Here is a 20,256-nt window from a genome sequence, read left to right on the forward strand (position 1 = left end):
TTGTTCAACACGGATGACGCCATGCCGACACCTTTAGAGGCGCGCCTGCAGCCCCTGGAAGCAGTGCTGCAAAAGGCCCAGATTCGCTATCAATCGCTATCCCCGATGGCGGATACCGGGCTTGCCCACGACCATGTTTGGATACACCGCGACGGTGGCGACTGGGTGGCACGGCTTCCCAAACAAAGCCAGATGAACCTTGGCCCCGCCGATAACCTCGCCTACGAAGCGGCCTGCTACCAGCGCGCCAGCCAGGGCGGCCATGTGCCACGTTTACATGGCCTTCTGGAAGTAAGCGATGCCTTGCCGCGCGGCGGCCTGTTGGTGGATGCTATCTCAGGCCAGTTGGCCCAACTACCGCAGGATTTACCCCGCATCGCTGAAACCCTGGCCAGCCTGCACCGGCTGCCACTGCCGGACCAGCCTGCCCCACTGCTAGCGCCAGCAGACCCGTGGCGGGCCATGCGCGAGGAAGTGGCTCGCCAGTCAGAATGGCTCGAACAGGCCGACTTGAGCGCTGAGGTGGTGGCACGCATTCGCGATGAACTGGCGGCTCTGCCGACGGCGCTTGCCGATGCCGAACGCTGCCTGATCAGCTTTGACACCCACCCCGGCAACTTTCTGATCGATGCCGAGGGGCGCGCGGTGCTGGTGGACCTGGAGAAGTGTCGCTACGGCCTGCCGGGCATCGACCTGGCCCATACCAGCCTCTACACCTCCACCACCTGGGACCTGAATAGCCAGGCGGTGCTGTCATTGGATGAGGTCATCGGGTTTTACCGCCGCTGGCAGGCCGCCATGGGGAAGTCGCCCAGCGCCGACACGCTGGTGGCCTGCCGACGTGCCACCTGGCTGTGGTCGCTGACCTGGTGCGCCAAGTGGCGTGCCCAGCACCTGCGCGCCAAGGACGCCCAGCAGCGCGGCGAGGACTGGTCGGCAGAACTCACGGATGCCACCGTCATTGCCCACGTACGCGACCGAGTCGAGCACTACCTGTCACCGCCGATCATCGATCACGTTCAAGACGAACTGCAGCGCCTGCGCGCGACGCTTTAATTTACGGCCCTTGATAATGCCGGCTCATCCTGACAGAGGTACCCCATGCTGAAACGCCGATACCCCCTGATAGCCCCCTTGCTGGCGCTGACACTTCCCGCCGTGGCGGCGCCCGATCCAAGCGACTGGCCAGCCGTGCTGGACGAAGCTGACGGCCAAACGGTTTACTGGAACGCCTGGGGCGGTGACTCTCGCACCAACCGCTATATCGACTGGGTGGCCGAGCAAATGCAGGCGCAGTTCGATGTTGAGGTGGCGCACGTGAAACTGGATGACACCAGCAGTGCGGTGTCGCGGGTACTGGCCGAGAAGCAGGCGGGTAACGATGACGAGGGCAGCATTGACCTGATCTGGATCAACGGCGAAAACTTTGCCGCGATGCGCGATAGCGACCTGCTGTTTGGCCCCTTCGCCGAGGCACTGCCCAATTTTGCGCTCACCAACGCCGACGACAACCCCGAAGTGGTCACCGATTTCACCCTGCCCACCGAGGGCTATGAGTCGCCCTGGGGCAAGGCGCAGATCACCTTCTATTACGACAGCGCCCTGATCGACACCCCGCCTCAGGACATGCCGGCACTGCTTGAATGGGCCAAGGCCAACCCTGGCCAGTTCAGCTATCCGCGCATCCCTGACTTCACCGGCAGCACCTTTTTGAAGCAGGCTCTGATCGAACTTACAGACCAGGATGATGCCCTTTACCAGCCGGTGGAAGACGCCGATTTCGAGCGTGTGACGGCCCCGCTGTGGGCCTATCTGGATAAGCTGCACCCGCACCTGTGGCGCAGCGGGCGTACGTTCCCGGACTCTGGCCCCAACCTGCGCACCCTGATGAGCGATGGCGAGTTGAGTCTGGCATTTTCCTTTTACCCCACCGATGCGGCCGTTGCGGTAAGGGAATACGAGCTGCCGGAGAGTGTACGTAGCTATGTGCTGGAAGGCGGCACCCTGGGTAACGTCCACTTCGTTGCCATTCCCTATAACTCGCCGCACAAGGCCGGCGCCATGGTCCTCGCCAACTTCCTGCTATCGCCAGAAGCCCAGGCACAGAAGCAGTCGCTTTCGATGTGGGGGGACCGCAGCGTGCTGGATATCGACCAGCTAGACGCCGATGCCCGAGCGCTGTTTGAACAGGGCGAGCGGCATCCTTCAGAACTGCCGACCGATGCGCTGTCCAATACCCTGCCCGAGCCGCACCCAAGCTGGATGACCGCGCTGCAGGATGCTTGGCTTGAGCGCTATGGTGTGAACTAGGCAAATGCTGCGACTGGCCCCGACGCTGCTCATCGCACTACTGGCTCTGCCTGTTGGGGCGGGCCTGTTGATGGTATTGCTGCCCGCCTTTGGCTATTTGCCCGCACTGGGCGGCAACACCGTCAGCATGGCCCCCTGGCAAAGCCTGTTCGCCCAGCCCGGGCTTGGCCGTTCGATAGCGGTGAGCTTCGCCAGTGGATTGCTGAGCACCCTCATGGCGCTGCTGGTGGTTGTGCTGTTTCTGGCCGCCAGTCGCGGCACCTGGCTGGACCGCAGCATCCGGCGGCTGGTGTCACCCTTGCTGGCGATCCCCCACGCGGCCGTGGCGTTTGGTCTTGCCTTACTTATCGCCCCTTCCGGGTTACTGGCACGTTTTCTCTCTCCCGGGCTGACGGGCTGGGAGCGGCCTCCCGACTGGCTCATCGTCAACGACGCCATGGGGCTGACATTGATGGCCGGGCTGATGCTCAAGGAAGTCCCCTTTCTGCTGCTGATGTGTCTGGCCGCACTGCCTCAGCTTCAACCAGAGCAGCGCGTCATGCTGTCGCGTTCACTGGGTTACGCGCCGAGTATTGCCTGGCTGAAAACGGTCTTCCCGGCACTCTACCCGCTGATCCGGTTACCCATCTACGCGGTCATTGCCTACGCCACTTCGGTGGTCGATATGGCCATGATTCTTGGCCCGACCTTACCGCCTACGCTGAGCGTCTCGATTCTGACCTGGTTCAACGACCCCGATCTGAACCGTCGTTTCATGGCGTCTGCGGGCGCCGTGCTTCAGCTAGGCATCACTCTAGCCGCGCTTACGACCTGGTGGCTCGGCGAGCAATGTGTCAAGCGGCTCAGCCACCACTGGCTGGTGAATGGCACTCGTCAGCGTGGCGCCCTTGCTATCGCCGTTGGCGGCCGAGGATTGCTGGGGCTGACGACCTTGCTGGTCATCAGCGCCATCGCCGGGCTGGCAGTGTTTTCGGTGGCGGGGTTTTGGCGCTTCCCCGACGCCTTTCCCGGAACGCTGACGCTCGATCATTGGCGGCGCATTTTGCCAATGATCTCTACGCCGCTGGTCAATACGCTCAGCGTGGGGCTTGCCGCAACGCTGATCGCCGCTGTGCTGGTTGTCGCCGCGCTCGAAAACGCAGCGCGCCATCACCTACCGGCCCATGCGGGCCAATGGTTGCTGTACCTGCCGCTGATCATTCCCCAGGTCGCCTTTCTGTTTGGTTTGGTGGTCGCCGCGGAAAGCATTAACCTGCGCCCGCAAAGAGCGCTGGTGGTAGCCGCCCACTTACTCTTTGTCGTGCCTTATCTTTATCTGTCACTCTCGGAAGCTTACCGACGCCTGGACCCGCGCTGGCTGCAGGTTGCCCATTCGCTGGGGGCCTCGCCGTGGCGGGCCTTCTGGCAGGTGCGCCTGCCGCTGCTGCTGGCGCCGCTGCTTACCGCCTGCGCGGTCAGCCTGGCGGTGAGTATCGGCCAGTACCTACCCACGCTGCTGCTCGGCGGCGGTCGTGTGCCCACCATCACCACCGAAGCGGTGGCCATGGCATCCGGTGGCAACCGGCGGCTGATCGCCGTGCTCGCACTGCTCCAGGCACTACTTCCTTTTATCGGCTTTAGTCTGGCGCTGCTGATACCGCGCCTGGCCTGGGCAAAACGTCGCCAGATGCGAGGAGTTGCATGACACTGAACCCGACGCTGCACATCCAGCAGGTGGAGATCACGCTACATGGCGAAACGCTGCTGGCCGTCGACCGGACCATTGCGCCCGGCGAGGTGCTCACCGTCATGGGCCCCTCCGGCTCGGGTAAGTCAACCCTGCTGGCTTACCTGGCAGGGTTTATATCGCCCGCCTTCAAGGCCCAGGGGCAGGTCTTTCTGGCCGATACGCGCCTGGACACCCTGCCTGCCGAAAAACGCGGCCTCGGGTTGTTGTTTCAGGACCCACTGCTGTTTCCTCATCTCAGCGTGGGGGGTAATCTGCGCTTTGGCATTCCTCAACGCACCGCCAACAAACAGGCGCAGGTGGTCCAGGCGCTGCACCAGGTGGGGCTCGCAGGCTATGAGGCGCGCGACCCGGCCACGCTTTCCGGCGGTCAGCAAGCCCGGGTGGCCTTGATGCGCCTGCTGCTTTCCCAGCCACGCGCGGTGCTGCTCGACGAGCCATTTTCCAAGCTGGATATGGCACTGCGTCAGGAAATGCGCTCACTGGTGTTTAACCAACTGCGCGACGCGGGCCTTCCCGCGCTACTGGTCACCCACGACCACGCCGATGCCGACGCTGCGGGAGGGTCAATCATTGAACTCGGCTGATCCGACAGCTCGCCTCAGCATCGTGATACCGGTGCTCAACGAGGCAACTTCTTTGGCGCACTATTTAACGGCACTGTCATCGCTTGGCGAAGGCGTTGAAATCATCGTGGTCGATGGTGGCAGCAGCGACTCAAGCCTTTCCATCGCCCGACCGCTGGCGAATAGAGTGATTGCCAGTCAACCCGGGCGGGCGCGGCAAATGAATCTCGGTGCTCAGCATGCCAGCGCCCCGGCGCTGCTGTTCCTGCATGCGGATACACAACTGCCCAGGGGCGCCGTTGAGCAGATACTCAAGGCGCTTGACCGCCATGCCTGGGGGCGCTTTGCCATCAAACTCTCGGGCCGCAGCCGCTGGCTGCCCGTGGTCAGTTGGATGATGAATCTGCGCTCTCGGCTCACCGGCATCGCCACCGGCGACCAGGGCATCTTTGCGCGCGCGGACACCTTCAGGGCCATCGGTGGTTTTCCCGAACAGCCGTTGATGGAAGATATCGAACTTTGCAAACGACTCAAGCGGATATCGCGCCCCGCCTGTCTACGCAGCAAAGTGGTAAGCTCGGGCAGGCGCTGGGATCAACACGGTGCCTGGTCCACTATCCGCCTGATGTGGCAGCTGCGCTATCGCTACTGGCGCGGCGTTAGCGCCACCCAACTGGCCAAGGAGTATCATGATGCCCGGTGAAACGCCCCAGTTGCACCTGCTCGCCAAGGCGCCGCTGCCAGGGCAGGCAAAAACGCGCCTGGCACCATTGCTTGGCACAGAGGGTGCCGCGGATGCCCATGCGCAACTGGTCCGTCACTGTGTCGCCAACGCCTGCAAAACGCTAGCTGCTGACCACATCACGCTGTGGACGGCGCTCGACCACACTCACCCATTGTTTAGCGAGCTTTACGAACACTTTGGCATGACGCTCGCCCAACAGCCGGAGGGCAATTTGGGAGTACGCATTCGTCATGCTTTGAACAGCTCTTCGGGTCCCGCCATGGTGATGGGCAGCGACTGCCCGAGCATCACCAGCGACCTTATCACGGCCTGTATGCAGCAGCTCAGTACCCACGACGTGGTCATGCTCCCCGCCGAGGACGGCGGCTATGGGCTGATCGGCACTCATGGCGACTATCCGGGTCTGTTTGAGTTGATCCCCTGGGGAAGCGACAGGGTGCTTAGCGCGACCCGGCAACGGATTGAAGCCCTCGGCCTTCGCGCCAGTTACCCCACCACCGTATGGGACGTTGACCGACCGGAGGACTGGCAGCGCTGGCAAGCCATGAAGCCGTTGATGTAAGGAAACACGCTGCCCACCCACTGAACCCTATCCTGAAACGCTTTTCCTGGAGATGACCGTGACCCGACAACGCATACTGATGGCAACCTTACTGATCGTGGCCATCGGGGCTTTCTTTCTGAGCGGTGCCCACCAGTGGTTCACCCTCGATACCCTCAAAGCCTACCAAAGCGACTTTCAGGCGGCGTTCAATCAATCCCCCTGGCAGGTAGCGGGGATCTTTTTTGCCGTGTACGTGGTGATGACCGCGCTGTCGCTGCCTGGGGCAGCGCTGCTGACGCTGCTTGGCGGCACACTGTTTGGCCTGGGCTGGGGGTTATTGATCATTTCCTTTGCCAGCACAATAGGCGCTACGCTGGCCTTTTTACTATCGCGTTTTCTGTTCCAAAAACCCATTGAGAAACGCTTTCCACGCCAGTTCGCTGCCGTCAATCGCGGTGTCGAACGCGACGGCGCCCTCTATCTGTTCACCATGCGTCTAGTCCCAGCATTTCCCTTTTTCATGATCAACCTTGTGATGGGCCTGACACGCATCAAGACCGTGACGTTTTATTGGGTGAGCCAGGTTGCCATGCTTCCCGGTACCGCCATTTACGTCAATGCCGGCGGCCAGTTGGGCGAGCTTGAAAGCCTCGGCGGGATTGTTTCACCAACGCTTGTGGCGTCCTTTGCACTACTGGCAATTTTCCCCTGGATCGCACGGCGCATTGTGTTGCTGGTGCAAAAACGCAAAGCCTATAAAGAGTTCACCCGGCCAGCGCGCTTTGACTACGACATCGTCGTCATTGGCGGGGGATCGGCCGGGCTGGTAACCAGCTATATCGCCAGCGCCGTCAACGCCCGGGTGGCTCTGGTGGAAAAGCACAAGATGGGGGGTGACTGCCTGAATACCGGCTGCGTCCCCTCCAAGGCACTGATTCGCGCCGCCCGCGCCGCCCACGAGATTCGTACCGCGCCACGCTTTGGCGTGACATCAAGCGAACCGCAGATCGATTTCGCCAAGGTCATGGGGCATGTGCATCAGGCCATCCGCGATATCGAGCCCCACGACAGCGTCGAGCGCTACACCCACTTGGGCGTTGAGGTGTATCAGGACCACGCCACCCTGACGTCGCCCTGGGACGTTCAAGTCGGCGGTAAAACCCTCACCGCCCGCCACATCGTGCTGGCCACCGGCGCCCGCCCCAAGGTGCCGTCGCTACCGGGCATCGAGCAGGCGCCCGTACTCACTTCTGAAAACCTATGGTCGCTGACAGAGCTGCCCGAGCGCCTGGTCGTCCTCGGCGGCGGCGCCATCGGCTGTGAGCTCAGCCAGAGCTTCGCCCGCCTGGGCAGCCAGGTCACGCTGGTGGAAGGCATGCCCCAGTTGCTGGGCCGGGAGGACCAGGAAGTCGGCGAGGCCGTCGAGAACACCCTGGCGGGCGAAGGGGTAACGGTGATGACCTACACCAAGGCACTGGAAGTTCTCAGCGACGAGGCAGGCTATCAGCTGGCTGTAGAGCATCAGGGAGAGCGCTCGGTACTAGCCTTTGACTACTTGCTGGTGAGTGTCGGCCGCCAGGCCAATATCGAAGGGCTGGGCCTTGAGGCACTGGGGATATCCCCTTCGCCCACCGGCACGCTGGAGCTTAACGAGCGACTGCAAACCCGGCTGCCCAACATCTGGGCGTGCGGCGACCTCGCCGGGCCCTACCAGCTGACCCACGCTGCCGCCCACCAGGCCTGGCACGCGGCGGTAAACGCACTGTTTGGCGAGTTGAAAAGCTTTGCCGTGGATTATCGCTTCATGCCCGCGGTCACCTACGTCCAGCCTGAAGTCGCCCGGGTCGGCCTCAACGAGAAAGAGGCCATCGACAAAGGCATTGCCTATGAGGTAACCCGCTACGCCATGGCGGAAAGCGACCGGGCGATTGCCGAAGGCGCGACACAGGGCTTTATCAAGGTGCTCACCGTGCCGGGCAGAGACAAGATTCTCGGCGCGACCATCGTGGCGGAAAATGCCGGTGAATGGCTGGGTGAATTCACTCTCGCCATGAAACACGGCCTCGGCCTCAACAAGCTGCTGGGCACCATCCACCCTTACCCGACCCTGGGCGAAGCCGCCAAGGCAACGGCGGGCGTGTGGAAGAACGCCCACAAACCCGAACGGGTGCTCTCGCTATTGAAGCGCTACTTCAACTGGCGGCGCGGGGAGTCATAGCGAAAGATTGCTCAAGACACTACCTATTTATTCGAGCTATCTGCCTTTGAATAGGCTTTCGCAAACGTATCCATCACTTCCAGAACGACCTTGCGTTGCTCTAAGGGCAAGCGGCGATATAACGCTAATAAACGCCGCTCTTCGTTGCTGGAAGAAGTATCCCAAACGGCCGACGGCTCCTTGACGGACGCTTGCCCTCCACCGCCATAGCGTAATTGGTGAGGATCGATTGCCAGCCAGTGCGCCAATACCTGCAGTTTTTCCTGGCTGGGAATGGAATCGCCGCGCAGCCAGCGTCTGACCGCCTGATACGTAATCGGCTTTCCCCAGTAGCGCAGGTTGAACTCTCGCTCCAGAACCGAGGAGCGTACATCATACCCGGCTGTTTTCATGGCGTTCTTTAATCGCTCGGCGAACATCTGTTTTTCATTCATGCCGCCAATGTGAAGCGATTATTCAATAAAAGTTGAATAATGGTTAACCTTTTGTTTGAATCGTTACTTCAATTTCAACCCATCGCGTTTCACCCATATCAAGGCACGTCCTGGCTGTTAGGGAGGCACCGTGCTTTAGGAGTCATTCAGGATGAGTGGCGTACCTTCTACACCAGCCAATAAACCAGCCAGTAAATTCGATGACCTGTGTCTTGCACTAGGCCTCATCAGCTCATCGAAAACGCCCAAGGAGCTTTGTGAACGACTCGCTAAAACGCTCCACGAGCTGGCGGACCACCAGCCCATCGCGCTTTATCGACGATTGGAGTCAGGCGAGCTTCGCCTGACCTACTGCTACCCTGCCGCCAGTGCCATACCGTCTTACCGGCAACTGCTTACCTTTCGCTCACTGGATGAATTACGCACGTCCAACTATCACCATTATGAATTAAAAGGCCAGCATGGCGTATGGGGTTACATAGGCCTCCCAACTGTCCCGCCCGAAGACGCCTTGCAGTGGGTGGCCGTCCTGATCGATATCGCCGCGCAGCGGCTGCACCTGCTGAAGGCAGAACACATGGCCGAGCGTCAGCTTGGTCTCAAAGCGCGCCGCCGTCTACTGTCTCGTGACATAAAACGGCTAACCTCCCTTGCCGATTTCTTACAGCATCATGGTCACGGCTGGTGTGACATCTTTCAAGCAAAGGGTATCGCCCTGGTCCACAAGGGCGAGCTTTATCATTTCGGCGAATGCCCGGATCGCCAGCAGATTTTTCAGCAGTTGGGGCGCCTGGATGCGACAACCACTCAGGACAGCACGGTCGAATTAGAAGGTGATTGCCAAGGCGGACTAGCGGCGCCTCTGATCCTGGCCAGTCATCACCTGGGTTGGCTGTTGATTTTCCGACAGCAAGCCATGGTGGCGGCTGCCGACGTTGCCTCTATTGCCCAGTTCAGTTTCTGGTTGCCGATTGAAGCCTCCATGGTGCTGGAGCTCGCCGATGACTTGGCCGTTGCGATTACGGCCCTGGACGTCGTACACGTCAACCGCCAGCTGCGAAAAACCAATCAGCGACTGGAAAGCCTTGCACACACCGACCTGCTCACCCAATGCTGGAATCGCTACTATACCGAGTCCGTTATTGAAGCATTGTGTGCTTCCAAGGCGGCCTGTGCGGTTTTGATGTTTGATATTGATGACTTCAAACGTATCAACGATACCTATGGCCATCCCACAGGGGACGACATACTTCGTGAGATCCCGCGTTTAGCGACCCAAGTGTTGCGCAGCAACGACCACCTAGGACGATGGGGCGGCGAAGAGTTTATCGTGGTCATTGCTGACGCGACACTGGAAGAAGGGGTTTATATCGCCGAACGACTCTGCCGACATATCGAACAACACCCGTTTTCTATTCCCGACGCCGTCACCATCAGTGCAGGGCTTACGACCATTCGAGCGGACGAGAGCCCGCGGCAATTATTGGAGCGAGTGGATAAGGGCATGTATCTTGCTAAAACAGCAGGTAAAAATCAGGTTATGATCTGTTAAGACAACCTATCGTTTCAGTACACTCGCGTTTTGAGGGCCATTGGCATGCAGCATCTTTTACTGATCGGTGCGGGCCATGCCCACGCCTTCGTGCTGGAAGCCTTTGCCAAACAGCCAGAGGCGGCGCTCGCCATCACCGTGGTCAGCGACAGTCCGCTGGCGGCCTATTCCGGCAGCGTACCGGCCTGGTTGGCAGGCGAATGTACACTGCGCGAGACACAGATCGACGTGGCGGCACTTTGCCAACGGGCAGGGGCACGTTTTATCGACTCTCCTGCGGTGACGTTGGACACATTGGCACGTCAGGTCACCCTGGCCAACGGCGATATGATTCACTTTGATGTGGCCTCGCTGAATGTCGGCTCGACCCTGGCGCTGCCTGCGCAGCAGGGTGAGAACCTTCCACACCTACTGGCCATGCGTCCGCTCAGCTCACTCCATCAGCGCTGGCAGGCATTGCGCGATGACGTTGAACAGCTGCCCCACGGCGCGCGCCAGCAGGTGGTAGGTGTAGGCGGCGGTGCGGCGGGCTGCGAAACCTTGATGAGCGTGATAGCGCAGCTACGCCATCAGCGCCCGGACATTGACTGGCAGGGGCATCTGCTCAGCGCATCGCCAAAGCTGCTCCCCGAGGCCGGACGCCTGCCACGCTGGCTGATTCAACGGGCATTAGCCAGGGCAGGCATCAAGGCCCACCCCCGAGTTCGCGGGGAGGCACTGGTTGGCGGAGGCATATTGACCCGGGCGGGCAACCACATTGAGGCGGATATCGTGCTCTGGGCCACCGGGGCTGTCGGTCACCGTTGGCTTTCTGATACCTCACTGCCACTGGATGCGCAGGGGTTTATTCAGGTGGAAAATACCCTGGCAGTGGTCGGCCAGCCGAACATCTTTGCGGCTGGTGACTGCACCGCCTTTGACCCACCCTTACCCAATGCAGGGGTTTATGCGGTACGTATGGGACCGCACTTGGCCGATAACCTGCGTGCGGCGTGCCACGGAGCAGCGTTGTCGGCCTGGCAGCCCCCCAAACGCGTACTGGCACTGATCGGCACCGGTGGTAGCCGCGCCATTGCCAGCCGCGGTGCCATGGGTTTCTCCGGCAGGTGGGTATGGCAATGGAAAAAGCGGATTGATGCGCGCTTTATCGCCCGCTTCAATCCGCCTTTTGAGGGCTGACTGACGCCATCAGTTCGATTCGCGCCAGCCGCCCAGTACCCGGCTGTCCGGCCCGAAAAACACCAGCCGGTCATGGTCGATCAGGTAACGATACGCGGTCTCCAGCATATCGGTCACCTTCTGTGCATCGCCCATCTGGGGGCACGCCATGCGAGTGGTGGCCAGCTCGCTGAACTCGATACGCTGGTTGTCACCGAGTGTGGCTTCACCGGTAAAGCGGTTGCAGCCATCGTGGCCGCGCACGCTACCGTCACGGCTAATTTCAAAGAACGGGGTGTCAGGCATCGACAACCGCTCACTGGTGCCAACCAGCAACAGGTTCCAGCGCTGCCCGACGACCGGCCCCGACAGCGAGTCTCCGCCTGGTTCCGGACCCGGCGCGGAACTTGGCCCCGGCGCGCTGCTACAGGCGCTCAGCAATAGCGTTGCCGAAGCAAGCCATGGCAGTAACCGCCAGTTTTTGATCGTCATGGTGACCTTTCCTTATCGCACGATTACCAGCTGCCGGTATTTTCCATGGAAGCCCAGGGCTCTTGCGGCGCCAGCGCATCGCCCTTTTGCAACAGCTCAACCGAGATGCCATCCGGCGACTTGACGAACGCCATGTGGCCATCCCGGGGCGGGCGATTGATGGTCACCCCGTTATCCTGGAGCTTTTGACAAAGCGCATAGATATCGTCCACCCGGTAGGCCAGGTGACCAAAGTTGCGACCGCCGGTATATTCTTCGGGATCCCAGTTGTAAGTCAGCTCGAGTTCCGGCGCGGTGAGGCGTGAGGAGCGCGCTTCATCCTCCGGCGCGGCGAGAAACACCAGCGTAAAACGGCCTTTATCGTTTTCTTTACGACGAACTTCCTTGAGACCCAGCAGTTCACAGTAAAAGTGCAGCGATGCGTCCAGATCACTAACGCGTACCATCGTATGTAGGTATTGCATGCCATCTCTCCTTGTTGCGTCCTAAAACGAAAACCGGGGCAACATATCCGCCCCGCAGGCGTTGCTGATGCGCCCAGCTTAGCATTCCAGTGACATTTATGCGGCCGGTAATATCCACACGGCGGCACCGTCAACAGCCAATTTATTGGACAGTTACTTTACGAGGTAATATTTTAGTGACAATCATGTACCATTAAAACCCTTGTACATCAACGCGGGGCTTGCCCCAGGGAGACGTCAGTGGATTCAGTTACCCAGGCAGCATTAGGTGCTGCCCTAGGGGGCGCTGTCTTAGGGCAACGCCTTGGGCGTAAAGCAGTCCTTATAGGCGCACTGCTGGGCACCTTGCCAGACCTTGATATCGCTATCGACTATGGCGATGCCGTCTCCAATGTAACCGAGCATCGAGGCTTCAGCCATTCACTGTTTGTGCTCACGGGCCTGGCCGGTTTGCTGACGTTTCTCAGTGCTCGGTCTGCACCCGCCAGGGATATACCGCTCGGCCAATGGGCCGCTTTCTTCGGCCTGATCCTGATCACGCACCCGCTTCTGGATGCCTTGACCACCTACGGCACCCAGCTTTTCTGGCCACTTGAGTCCCCGCCGGTGGCTTGGCCGATTATCTTCATCATCGACCCCTTTTACTCGCTGCCGCTGCTGGCCTGCCTGGTCATCGCTCTTTTCACCCGTCGCGTCAGGCGCTGGTGTGCCTGGGGCCTGGGCGTCTCCTGCGTCTACCTGCTACTGGCCTTCAGCGCAAAGCTGAACGTTGAACACCGGCTGGCACCTGTACTCGCCAATCAGGGGCTTGTGGACGCGCCGATTCTGGTCCAGCCGACACCGTTCAATATTCTGCTGTGGCGGGCCACCGTGGTTGACGGCGACCGCTACCATGAAAGCCTGGTGAGTCTTTTCGATCGCGACGCGCCCCCGACACTTGAACCGTTGCGCCGGGGCGCAGCCCTGGAAGAGATTGCGCTTGATAGCCGGGCTGGGCAACGCTTGGCATGGTTCGCCGGGCCGTTTTTGCGCTACGAGATGCGCCCCATCGACGGGCAACTCACTTTGCTGGCCACTGATATACGATTGGGGTTTCCTGGGTACCATCCGTTCAACTTCACCCTTGCCACCCGCCAGGACAACGCCTGGCGGCCGGTCGCCGCAAGCGTGGAGATTGGCAGCGAGCGGGACGTCGAACTCACCACGCTATCACGCCTGGCGGCACGCGCAGCGGGCGACCGCAATGCGCTCTGTGCCACTGCCTTTGTCATGCCCAAATGGCAGCCCGACCCTCTTGCGCTGCCTTGCGCGTCACCCACCAACCCTTAGGCTGACGGCGCGATGCCCTGACCACACCCACTGTACTGCTCGCCGTCGATGGTGAGCGTGACCCGCGCCGGGAAAGGATGGCCGCTCATGCCGTCGAAGCAGGCACCGGCTTCAATACGCACCCGGAAAAAGTCGTCGGCATCAGCGTTTTCCAACACCACACGCCCAGCGTCGTTATCCATCACGCTGACCATATAGGGCAGCGTTTCAACGTTTTCGCCGTAGTCGGTTGATAGCGTCAGTTCGGGGGCGTCATGGGCAAGTTCTACCGTCCAGCCCGGCTCGTTGCCCTGGCCACGGAACATGACACCGGGATGCTCCTCTCGGGTGGAAGCCTCACGCCGGGCGGCCAGTTCACACTTGAGTTGACCGCGGGGTGTTTCGACCAGCGCCTGCTCACCACGGTTCCAGAAGCTGATCTCGCCATTCTGGTAGCGGGCACCACTGGCGACAATCGCTTGCGGCAAGCGCCAGGCCCCGTGCAACGACCAGAGCCGTAGGACGTCACCATCGACCGCAGTGACTAAATGCTGGTTCGCCGGGCGACAATGCCAGGCCTCGAACTGTTCGGCCTGACCGGAAAACAGGGCCGAGGGGAATAAAGGGGCTTTGGCATCCAAACCGGTATCACCTTTGGCCCTCTCGGCACTTGAAGGCGACTCCTGCGCAGCGCAACCGCTGATCGCTACAAAAGCACAACCTAATACAAAAAACCGTGACGGTGTCATCATGACGATACGTTCCTGGAGTGAGGGATAGATAAATTAGCCGCGTTTAAAGGCATGTAAATCTTGAGGATCAAACTGCTCGACCTGGAGCGGCAGGGCAAGCGCTTCGCGCCGCTCCTCGACCCGCTGGAGTTCATCGTCATCACTGGGCGTGCGACCATTGAACTCAGCCAGTTGCGCCAACCCTTGATGGTAAAACGCCAGGATGTCCAGCGCCGTGCGGTTATCTTCCTGCATCGCCTGCCGCAGGGCTGGCAGATGGCTGTTGATCCGCGACAGGTGTTGCTTGAGCTGCCATACATAGCCCACTTCCTGCATCCACGGCCGGTCGCGCAGCGCCGCAAACATGGCGCTGGTGGCCAGCAGTCCCAGTATGCCGCCTAACACGTTCAGCCATAGGCTGGGGCCAAAGGTGGTGGTCAGCAGCATGGCAAACAGCAGGCCAAAAATCAGCAGTTGCCCAACCATGATGAAGGTGATCATGCGCGCCTTACGGCGATAGGTATGGGAATCGTAGGGCTCTAGGGTAAACACCATGGCCAACCTCACAAACGGGAAAAGAGTGACATTCTCCCATGATACGGGGCTGGCCAGGGCAAACAAGTCATAGTGTTAGGTCGCTATGCCAACCGCTCCGCGGCGGTTTTCAGCAGGTGCTCGGTGGTTTCCCAGCCCACACAGGCGTCGGTAACCGATACACCATAGCGCATGGCACCGGGTTTTAACGGCTGCTTGCCTTCAAATAGATGACTTTCCAGCATGAGCGCGACCAGATTGGCCTCACCCGCTTGGCGCTGGGCGAGCACATCAAGCATGACTTCGCTTTGGCGACGGTGGTCCTTACGCGCATTGGCGTGGCTGCAGTCGACCATCAACCGTGGGTTCTGCCCCGCTTCACGCAGTGTGTTGACTGCCTTGCGTACATGGTGGGCCTGGTAATTGGGTTCGCCATGGCCGCCCCGCAGCACCACATGGGTATGCGGGTTGCCTGCCGTTTGCTGCATGACCGGACGGCCCGCGTCGTCCAGGGCAAACCGCTGATGCGAATGGGCTGCCGCCTGCATGGCGTCGATCGCTACCTGGACATCCCCGCTCGTGGCGTTCTTGAAGCCGACTGCCGCCGCCAGATCGCTGGCAAGCTCACGGTGTAGCTGCGATTCAGTGGTCCGCGCGCCGATGGCAACCCAACTGAGAACATCCTGCAGGTAAGGCGCCAGCATGGGCTGGAGCAGCTCCGTCGCCACCGGTAAGCCACGCCGTGCCACGCCCTGCATCAGCTCACGGGATAGCGCTAGGCCGTGCGCCATGTCGCCACGGCCATCCAGATGGGGGTCGTAAGCCAGCCCTTTCCAGCCAACGGTGGTACGCGGTTTTTCGACGTAAACCCGCATCACGGGCAGGAGATAATCGCTTACCTCGTCACTCAAGACGGCCAGACGGTCAGCATATTCGAGCGCGGCAGCGGGATCGTGCACCGAGCAGGGGCCGACCACCACCAGCAGCCGGTTGTCCTGACCGGCGAGGATGCGCTGCACGGCGCAGCGCTGCTCGGCAACTTGTTCGTCAAGGGCGCCATCCAGCGGCAGGTCGCGACGTAATTCGAGAGGTGTCGGCAGTGTCGCGGCCGGTTCGCGTATGGCCGTTGAGGTGGTGGTAGCAGTATTGAGCATCGAGCTTGCAGTGGCATTCATCGGGTTAACTCTTCGTAGGGGTCTGACATCGACCATGACATCGTGTATCCAGCGCGCCACCTGCTAAGGCACAGTCGGAGGTGGCAGCTGTCACCGACCGCGCGTCGCTAAATCGCCAGCCATAGCGGTAGCCGGGATAGCGGGTAGCCATGGGGTGGAAAAAAGCGCGATAGGTCATGGGTCAGCTCCTTAATGCAATACCTGTGAACAGGGAAGAACGCTCGAAACGCAAGAAGCCCCGGCGGGGTTACCAGCCGGGGCTTCTTTGCATTCGGCAGGCAACCCTTGGGGTGTACCTGCAGGCGCGACGTTAGGCGTCGGCCATCGGCACACCGTTGCTAAACCAATAGCCATAGCCAAAGACGCCTTGCACGCAGCTTCCACCTGCCATTCCTGGCAGGCGGTCAGCGGTTGAGTTAGTGCGTGATAATGACATAAAGCGTCCCGGTGGAAATATTGGCCGAATACGGGCCGAACGTTGCAATCTCTGAACTTATCTTGCCTGCATGCGCCGCGAATAGCAACGGGTCACCAAGGACTATTGGTTGCGCGGTGCGTAGGAAAACACATCCGAGAACACGCGATCCTCAGCGAGTCCCTTGCGCTCCAGCACGTCCATGCAGGCATAAACCATACCGGGAGAGCCGGAAATGTAGACGTCCCATTCGCTGGGCGTCATGGCGGCCTGTTCAAGCGCCAGGTCAATGCGCCCCTGGTGATGGCTGATACGCTCGCCGGCTGCCATTGGTTCCGTCAGCGGAAATTCGGTGACGGCCTGGAAGTCGACATTGGGATAACGCTGCGCCCACTCGCAGGCCAGCACTTCGGCATAAAGATCGCGATGCTCACGCACCGCCCACCACAGCGAAATCCGCCGTTCAGGCTGATGGGTCAGCGAGGCTTCAATGATTGCCTTCATTTGCGCGAAGCCGGTACCCGCCGCAATCAACCACAGCGGGCGCATGCTTTGGGTATCCAGAACGCAGTCGCCACCGGGCAGCCGCACGGTGAGCTGATTGGCGACCTGAAGAAGCTCCCGCAGGCGCGCCGAGTTTTCACGCTCAGGCCAGTGCTGAATGTGCAGCTCAAGGATACCGTCGCCGCGCTCGGCACTGGCGATCGAAAAGGGCACCCAGGTCGACTCATCGAGCTTGAGCTCTAAGTATTGTCCTGGCGCGTGCTGCATGGCTTCGGCGCGCCCTTCGAGGGTGACACCGAATACGTCGGGATTGAGGTCCTCGACGGCTGTGACCTGGCAAGTCAACATCCTTGCACTCATGAAAGCCTCTTTGGTTAAAAATCAGTCGGGATACTGGCTCAAGCACCGCTGCCTTTGCGTGGGGACGGCAAGGGAATATCGATACCCAGGCTTTCCCAGCGCGCATCGACCCGGGCCTTGATATCTTCGTCCATCACAATCGGTGTGCCCCACTCGCGATCGGTTTCACCCGGCCATTTGTTGGTGGCATCCAGGCCCATTTTCGACCCTAGCCCCGACACGGGCGACGCAAAATCGAGATAATCGATCGGGGTGTTTTCCACCATGACGGTATCACGGGCCGGGTCCATACGCGTGGTGATGGCCCACATGACATCTTCCCAATTGCGTGCGTCCACATCGTCATCCAGGACGATGACGAACTTGGTGTACATGAACTGGCGCAGAAAGCTCCATACCCCCATCATCACGCGTTTGGCGTGGCCGGGGTACTGCTTCTTCATGGTCACGACGGCCATGCGGTAGGAACAGCCTTCCGGCGGCAGGTAGAAGTCGATAATTTCAGGGAACTGCTTGTGCAGAATGGGCACGAACACTTCGTTGAGCGCCACGCCAAGAATGGCGGGCTCGTCCGGTGGCCGACCGGTATAGGTCGAATGATAGATCGCGTCGCGACGCATGGTCATGCGCGTCACGGTAAACACCGGGAAGTGATCAACCTCGTTGTAATACCCGGTGTGGTCGCCGTAGGGACCTTCGGGCGCCATATCGTCGGGGTAGATAAAGCCTTCGAGGATAATTTCCGCCGAGGCGGGCACGTCCAGTTCGGCGTGTCCACACTTCACCAGTTCGGTACGCGAACCGCGCAGCAACCCGGCAAAGGCATACTCGGACAGGGTATCGGGCACCGGGGTCACCGCGCCCAGGATGGTCGCCGGGTCGGCCCCGAGGGCGACCGCTACAGGGAAGGGCTCGCCGGGATGCGCCTTTTGAAATTCCTGGAAATCCAGCGCCCCGCCGCGATGGGATAGCCAGCGCATGATCAGGCGATTTCTGGCAATTTTCTGCTGGCGGTAGATCCCCAGGTTCTGGCGCTTTTTGTGCGGCCCCTGGGTGATCACCAGCGGCCAGGTGACCAGCGGCGCTGCGTCGCCAGGCCAGCAATGCTGAATGGGCAGACGCCCAAGATCGACCTCATCCCCTTCGAACACGATCTCCTGCACCGGCGCACGCTTGACCTGCTTGGGCCCCATGCTGAGCACTTGCTTGAAGATGGGCAGCTTGCTCCAGGCATCCTTGAGGCCCTTGGGTGGGTCGGGCTCTTTCAAGAAGGCCAGCAGCTTGCCGACTTCGCGCAGTGCCTCGACCGACTCCTGCCCCATGCCCAGCGCTACCCGCTTGGGCGTGCCGAACAGGTTGCCCAGCAGCGGCATGTCGTGTCCCTTGACGTTTTCGAACAGCAGCGCCGGGCCACCGGCACGCAGCGTGCGGTCGCAGATTTCGGTAATTTCCAGATAGGGATCGACTTCAGCGGTAATTCGCTTCAGCTCGCCTTGGGCCTCAAGGGCCGTGATGAACTCGCGCAAATCATGGTACTTCAATGCTCACTCCCTGGCTGGCCATCTGGCCGCTGGGTCTGTTTGAGGAAACCCTAGCGGCGCTTCATCGCGTCAAAAAACTCCAGATTGGTCTTGGTATCTTTCAAGCGGTCAATCAGGAATTCGGTGGCGGCGGTGTCCTCCATGGGATTCAACAGCTTGCGTAATATCCACATGCGCTGCATCTCTTCTTCGGAGGCCAGCAGGTCTTCACGTCGCGTGCCGCTGCGACGAATATTGATCGCCGGGAAGACGCGTTTTTCCGCCAGTTTACGGTCCAGGTGCGCTTCCATGTTACCGGTACCCTTGAACTCCTCGAAAATGACTTCGTCCATTTTCGAACCGGTGTCCACCAGGGCAGTGGCAATAATCGTCAGGCTACCGCCCTCTTCGATGTTACGCGCCGCACCGAAGAAGCGTTTGGGCTTCTCGAGCGCATGGGCATCCACGCCACCGGTCAGCACTTTACCCGAGCTTGGCACCACGGTGTTGTAAGCACGCGCCAGGCGGGTGATGGAGTCGAGCAGAATCACCACGTCCTTCTTGTGTTCGACCAGCCGCTTGGCTTTCTCGATGACCATTTCGGCCACCTGGACGTGGCGGGCGGGCGGCTCATCGAAGGTCGATGCCACCACTTCGCCACGCACGGTGCGCGACATCTCGGTCACTTCCTCGGGGCGCTCATCGATCAGCAGCACGATCAGATGGCACTCGGGGTTGTTGCGCGTGATCGAGGTGGCGATGTTCTGCAACATCAGCGTCTTACCCGCTTTGGGCGGTGACACCAGCAGGCCCCGCTGACCTTTGCCGATCGGCGCGGTCAGATCGATGATCCGCGAGGTCAGATCCTCGGTGGAACCGTTACCGATTTCCATGCGCAGGCGGTCATCCGGAAACAGCGGCGTCAGGTTCTCGAAGAGAATCTTGTGCTTGGCGTTTTCCGGGCGGTCAAAGTTGATCTGGCTGACCTTGAGCAGCGCAAAGTAACGCTCGCCCTCTTTGGGCGGCCGGATCTTGCCCGAGATGGAGTCGCCCTTGCGCAGGTTAAAGCGACGGATTTGTGAGGGCGAGACATAGATATCGTCCGGCCCGGCGAGATAAGAGCTGTCGGCGCTGCGCAAAAAGCCAAAGCCATCCTGAAGAATTTCCAGCACCCCATCGCCGTAAATATCCTCACCGCTTTTGGCATGCTTCTTGAGGATGGCGAAGATGATGTCCTGCTTGCGCGAACGGGCCAAGTTATCGATACCCATTTCACGGGCGATATCGAGCAGCTCGGGAACGGTTTTTTGCTTGAGTTCAGTGAGATTCATCGGTGTGATTAGAAAGTTGCTCATGAAAGCTGGGCGCTAAGCGCCGAAATAGGACAGGAGGCGTAGCGCTTGGTTATATGGCTAGGCGCCGTGTGATGCGTTCAGACCCCGGGAAGGCACTCACTCGAATAAAGGGGCTAGGCTGAGACTTATTAACCACATGATTAAT

At 60.3% G+C, this 20,256-nt stretch carries 20 protein-coding genes; 10 read left to right on the plus strand and 10 right to left on the minus strand.

What is annotated here, in order from left to right; all coding sequences use genetic code 11:
• Window positions 1-21 precede the first annotated feature (21 nt).
• The 7 genes from NH395_RS09400 to NH395_RS09430 are packed head-to-tail and all read left to right on the plus strand — an operon-like array spanning window position 22 to window position 8,109.
• On the plus strand, window positions 22-1,056 hold the full coding sequence (locus NH395_RS09400) for an aminoglycoside phosphotransferase family protein (protein ID WP_092827590.1): 1,035 nt from the start codon (window positions 22-24) through the stop codon (window positions 1,054-1,056).
• A gap of 45 nt (window positions 1,057-1,101) precedes the next feature.
• Complete coding sequence (locus NH395_RS09405; protein WP_253024291.1) at window positions 1,102-2,310, plus strand: ABC transporter substrate-binding protein; 1,209 nt, start codon at window positions 1,102-1,104, stop codon at window positions 2,308-2,310.
• A gap of 4 nt (window positions 2,311-2,314) precedes the next feature.
• Window positions 2,315-3,994, plus strand: a complete 1,680-nt coding sequence (locus NH395_RS09410) for an ABC transporter permease subunit (protein WP_253024292.1) — start codon at window positions 2,315-2,317, stop codon at window positions 3,992-3,994.
• Window positions 3,991-4,623 (plus strand): ATP-binding cassette domain-containing protein, encoded by a 633-nt coding sequence (locus NH395_RS09415; RefSeq protein WP_253024293.1) that lies wholly within the window; start codon window positions 3,991-3,993, stop codon window positions 4,621-4,623. The genes NH395_RS09410 and NH395_RS09415 overlap by 4 nt, the downstream gene beginning before the upstream one ends.
• Window positions 4,610-5,305, plus strand: coding sequence for a TIGR04283 family arsenosugar biosynthesis glycosyltransferase (locus tag NH395_RS09420; protein WP_253024305.1), 696 nt, complete (start codon window positions 4,610-4,612; stop codon window positions 5,303-5,305). Before NH395_RS09415 ends, NH395_RS09420 begins: the two co-directional genes overlap by 14 nt.
• Window positions 5,295-5,909: a TIGR04282 family arsenosugar biosynthesis glycosyltransferase gene (locus tag NH395_RS09425; protein ID WP_253024443.1), complete on the plus strand. Its 615-nt coding sequence runs from the start codon at window positions 5,295-5,297 to the stop codon at window positions 5,907-5,909. The genes NH395_RS09420 and NH395_RS09425 overlap by 11 nt, the downstream gene beginning before the upstream one ends.
• A 58-nt stretch (window positions 5,910-5,967) precedes the next feature.
• Window positions 5,968-8,109 carry a bifunctional TVP38/TMEM64 family protein/FAD-dependent oxidoreductase gene (locus NH395_RS09430; protein WP_253024307.1) on the plus strand — a complete coding sequence of 714 codons (2,142 nt, stop codon included), beginning with the start codon at window positions 5,968-5,970 and terminating at the stop codon, window positions 8,107-8,109.
• 23 nt (window positions 8,110-8,132) lie between these two features.
• Here NH395_RS09430 and NH395_RS09435 read toward each other — a convergent pair whose 3' ends face one another.
• Window positions 8,133-8,528 (minus strand): transcriptional regulator, encoded by a 396-nt coding sequence (locus NH395_RS09435; protein WP_290443765.1) that lies wholly within the window; start codon window positions 8,526-8,528, stop codon window positions 8,133-8,135.
• Window positions 8,529-8,694: 166 nt separating this feature from the next.
• Between NH395_RS09435 and NH395_RS09440 the strand changes: the two genes are divergently transcribed.
• The gene (locus tag NH395_RS09440) at window positions 8,695-10,095 is read left to right on the plus strand and encodes a GGDEF domain-containing protein (RefSeq protein WP_253024311.1); all 1,401 of its coding nucleotides are present in this window, start codon (window positions 8,695-8,697) and stop codon (window positions 10,093-10,095) included.
• A 45-nt stretch (window positions 10,096-10,140) separates the two neighbouring features.
• Window positions 10,141-11,274: an FAD-dependent oxidoreductase gene (locus NH395_RS09445; protein WP_253024313.1), complete on the plus strand. Its 1,134-nt coding sequence runs from the start codon at window positions 10,141-10,143 to the stop codon at window positions 11,272-11,274.
• 9 nt (window positions 11,275-11,283) lie between these two features.
• Here NH395_RS09445 and NH395_RS09450 read toward each other — a convergent pair whose 3' ends face one another.
• On the minus strand, window positions 11,284-11,745 hold the full coding sequence (locus NH395_RS09450; RefSeq protein WP_253024315.1) for an META domain-containing protein: 462 nt from the start codon (window positions 11,743-11,745) through the stop codon (window positions 11,284-11,286).
• A gap of 23 nt (window positions 11,746-11,768) precedes the next feature.
• Window positions 11,769-12,209: a lactoylglutathione lyase gene (gene gloA / locus NH395_RS09455; protein WP_092827610.1), complete on the minus strand. Its 441-nt coding sequence runs from the start codon at window positions 12,207-12,209 to the stop codon at window positions 11,769-11,771.
• 240 nt (window positions 12,210-12,449) lie between these two features.
• On the opposite strand from gloA, the gene NH395_RS09460 reads away from it, so the two are divergent.
• Window positions 12,450-13,538: a metal-dependent hydrolase gene (locus tag NH395_RS09460; protein ID WP_253024317.1), complete on the plus strand. Its 1,089-nt coding sequence runs from the start codon at window positions 12,450-12,452 to the stop codon at window positions 13,536-13,538.
• On the opposite strand, the gene NH395_RS09465 is transcribed toward NH395_RS09460, so the two are convergent.
• The 7 genes from NH395_RS09465 to rho form a co-directional block, all read right to left on the minus strand.
• Window positions 13,535-14,269, minus strand: coding sequence for an MliC family protein (locus NH395_RS09465; protein WP_253024319.1), 735 nt, complete (start codon window positions 14,267-14,269; stop codon window positions 13,535-13,537). The genes NH395_RS09460 and NH395_RS09465 overlap by 4 nt on opposite strands.
• Before the next feature lie 33 nt (window positions 14,270-14,302).
• Complete coding sequence (locus NH395_RS09470; protein ID WP_253024321.1) at window positions 14,303-14,803, minus strand: DUF3087 family protein; 501 nt, start codon at window positions 14,801-14,803, stop codon at window positions 14,303-14,305.
• A gap of 83 nt (window positions 14,804-14,886) precedes the next feature.
• The gene (locus tag NH395_RS09475; RefSeq protein ID WP_253024323.1) at window positions 14,887-15,957 is read right to left on the minus strand and encodes a 3-deoxy-7-phosphoheptulonate synthase; all 1,071 of its coding nucleotides are present in this window, start codon (window positions 15,955-15,957) and stop codon (window positions 14,887-14,889) included.
• 310 nt (window positions 15,958-16,267) lie between these two features.
• Window positions 16,268-16,393, minus strand: a complete 126-nt coding sequence (locus NH395_RS18370) for a hypothetical protein (RefSeq protein ID WP_290443766.1) — start codon at window positions 16,391-16,393, stop codon at window positions 16,268-16,270.
• Window positions 16,394-16,495: 102 nt separating this feature from the next.
• Entirely contained in the window at window positions 16,496-17,236 is a 741-nt protein-coding gene (locus NH395_RS09480) for an FAD-binding oxidoreductase (RefSeq protein ID WP_253024325.1), read from the minus strand.
• A gap of 38 nt (window positions 17,237-17,274) precedes the next feature.
• The gene (gene ubiD, locus NH395_RS09485; protein ID WP_066322020.1) at window positions 17,275-18,777 is read right to left on the minus strand and encodes a 4-hydroxy-3-polyprenylbenzoate decarboxylase; all 1,503 of its coding nucleotides are present in this window, start codon (window positions 18,775-18,777) and stop codon (window positions 17,275-17,277) included.
• Between the two features lie 50 nt (window positions 18,778-18,827).
• Entirely contained in the window at window positions 18,828-20,087 is a 1,260-nt protein-coding gene (gene rho, locus NH395_RS09490) for a transcription termination factor Rho (RefSeq protein ID WP_066322024.1), read from the minus strand.
• Window positions 20,088-20,256 lie beyond the last annotated feature (169 nt).

Source organism: Halomonas sp. Mc5H-6, assembly GCF_024124705.1.
GTDB classification, from domain to species: Bacteria; Pseudomonadota; Gammaproteobacteria; order Pseudomonadales; family Halomonadaceae; genus Vreelandella; species Vreelandella subterranea.

Excerpts from the sequence above, each read along its gene's own strand:
- NH395_RS09400 (WP_092827590.1), top strand. The coding sequence starts at position 22 with ATGCCGACACCTTTAGAGGCGCGCCTGCAGCCCCTGGAAGCAGTGCTG.
- NH395_RS09405 (WP_253024291.1), top strand. The coding sequence starts at position 1,102 with ATGCTGAAACGCCGATACCCCCTGATAGCCCCCTTGCTGGCGCTGACA.
- NH395_RS09410 (WP_253024292.1), top strand. The coding sequence starts at position 2,315 with ATGCTGCGACTGGCCCCGACGCTGCTCATCGCACTACTGGCTCTGCCT.
- NH395_RS09415 (WP_253024293.1), top strand. The coding sequence starts at position 3,991 with ATGACACTGAACCCGACGCTGCACATCCAGCAGGTGGAGATCACGCTA.
- NH395_RS09425 (WP_253024443.1), top strand. The coding sequence starts at position 5,295 with ATGCCCGGTGAAACGCCCCAGTTGCACCTGCTCGCCAAGGCGCCGCTG.
- NH395_RS09435 (WP_290443765.1), bottom strand. The coding sequence starts at position 8,528 with ATGTTCGCCGAGCGATTAAAGAACGCCATGAAAACAGCCGGGTATGAT.
- NH395_RS09440 (WP_253024311.1), top strand. The coding sequence starts at position 8,695 with ATGAGTGGCGTACCTTCTACACCAGCCAATAAACCAGCCAGTAAATTC.
- NH395_RS09445 (WP_253024313.1), top strand. The coding sequence starts at position 10,141 with ATGCAGCATCTTTTACTGATCGGTGCGGGCCATGCCCACGCCTTCGTG.
- NH395_RS09450 (WP_253024315.1), bottom strand. The coding sequence starts at position 11,745 with ATGACGATCAAAAACTGGCGGTTACTGCCATGGCTTGCTTCGGCAACG.
- gloA (WP_092827610.1), bottom strand. The coding sequence starts at position 12,209 with ATGCAATACCTACATACGATGGTACGCGTTAGTGATCTGGACGCATCG.
- NH395_RS09465 (WP_253024319.1), bottom strand. The coding sequence starts at position 14,269 with ATGATGACACCGTCACGGTTTTTTGTATTAGGTTGTGCTTTTGTAGCG.
- NH395_RS09470 (WP_253024321.1), bottom strand. The coding sequence starts at position 14,803 with ATGGTGTTTACCCTAGAGCCCTACGATTCCCATACCTATCGCCGTAAG.
- NH395_RS09475 (WP_253024323.1), bottom strand. The coding sequence starts at position 15,957 with ATGAATGCCACTGCAAGCTCGATGCTCAATACTGCTACCACCACCTCA.
- NH395_RS18370 (WP_290443766.1), bottom strand. The coding sequence starts at position 16,393 with ATGTCATTATCACGCACTAACTCAACCGCTGACCGCCTGCCAGGAATG.
- NH395_RS09480 (WP_253024325.1), bottom strand. The coding sequence starts at position 17,236 with ATGAGTGCAAGGATGTTGACTTGCCAGGTCACAGCCGTCGAGGACCTC.
- rho (WP_066322024.1), bottom strand. The coding sequence starts at position 20,087 with ATGAATCTCACTGAACTCAAGCAAAAAACCGTTCCCGAGCTGCTCGAT.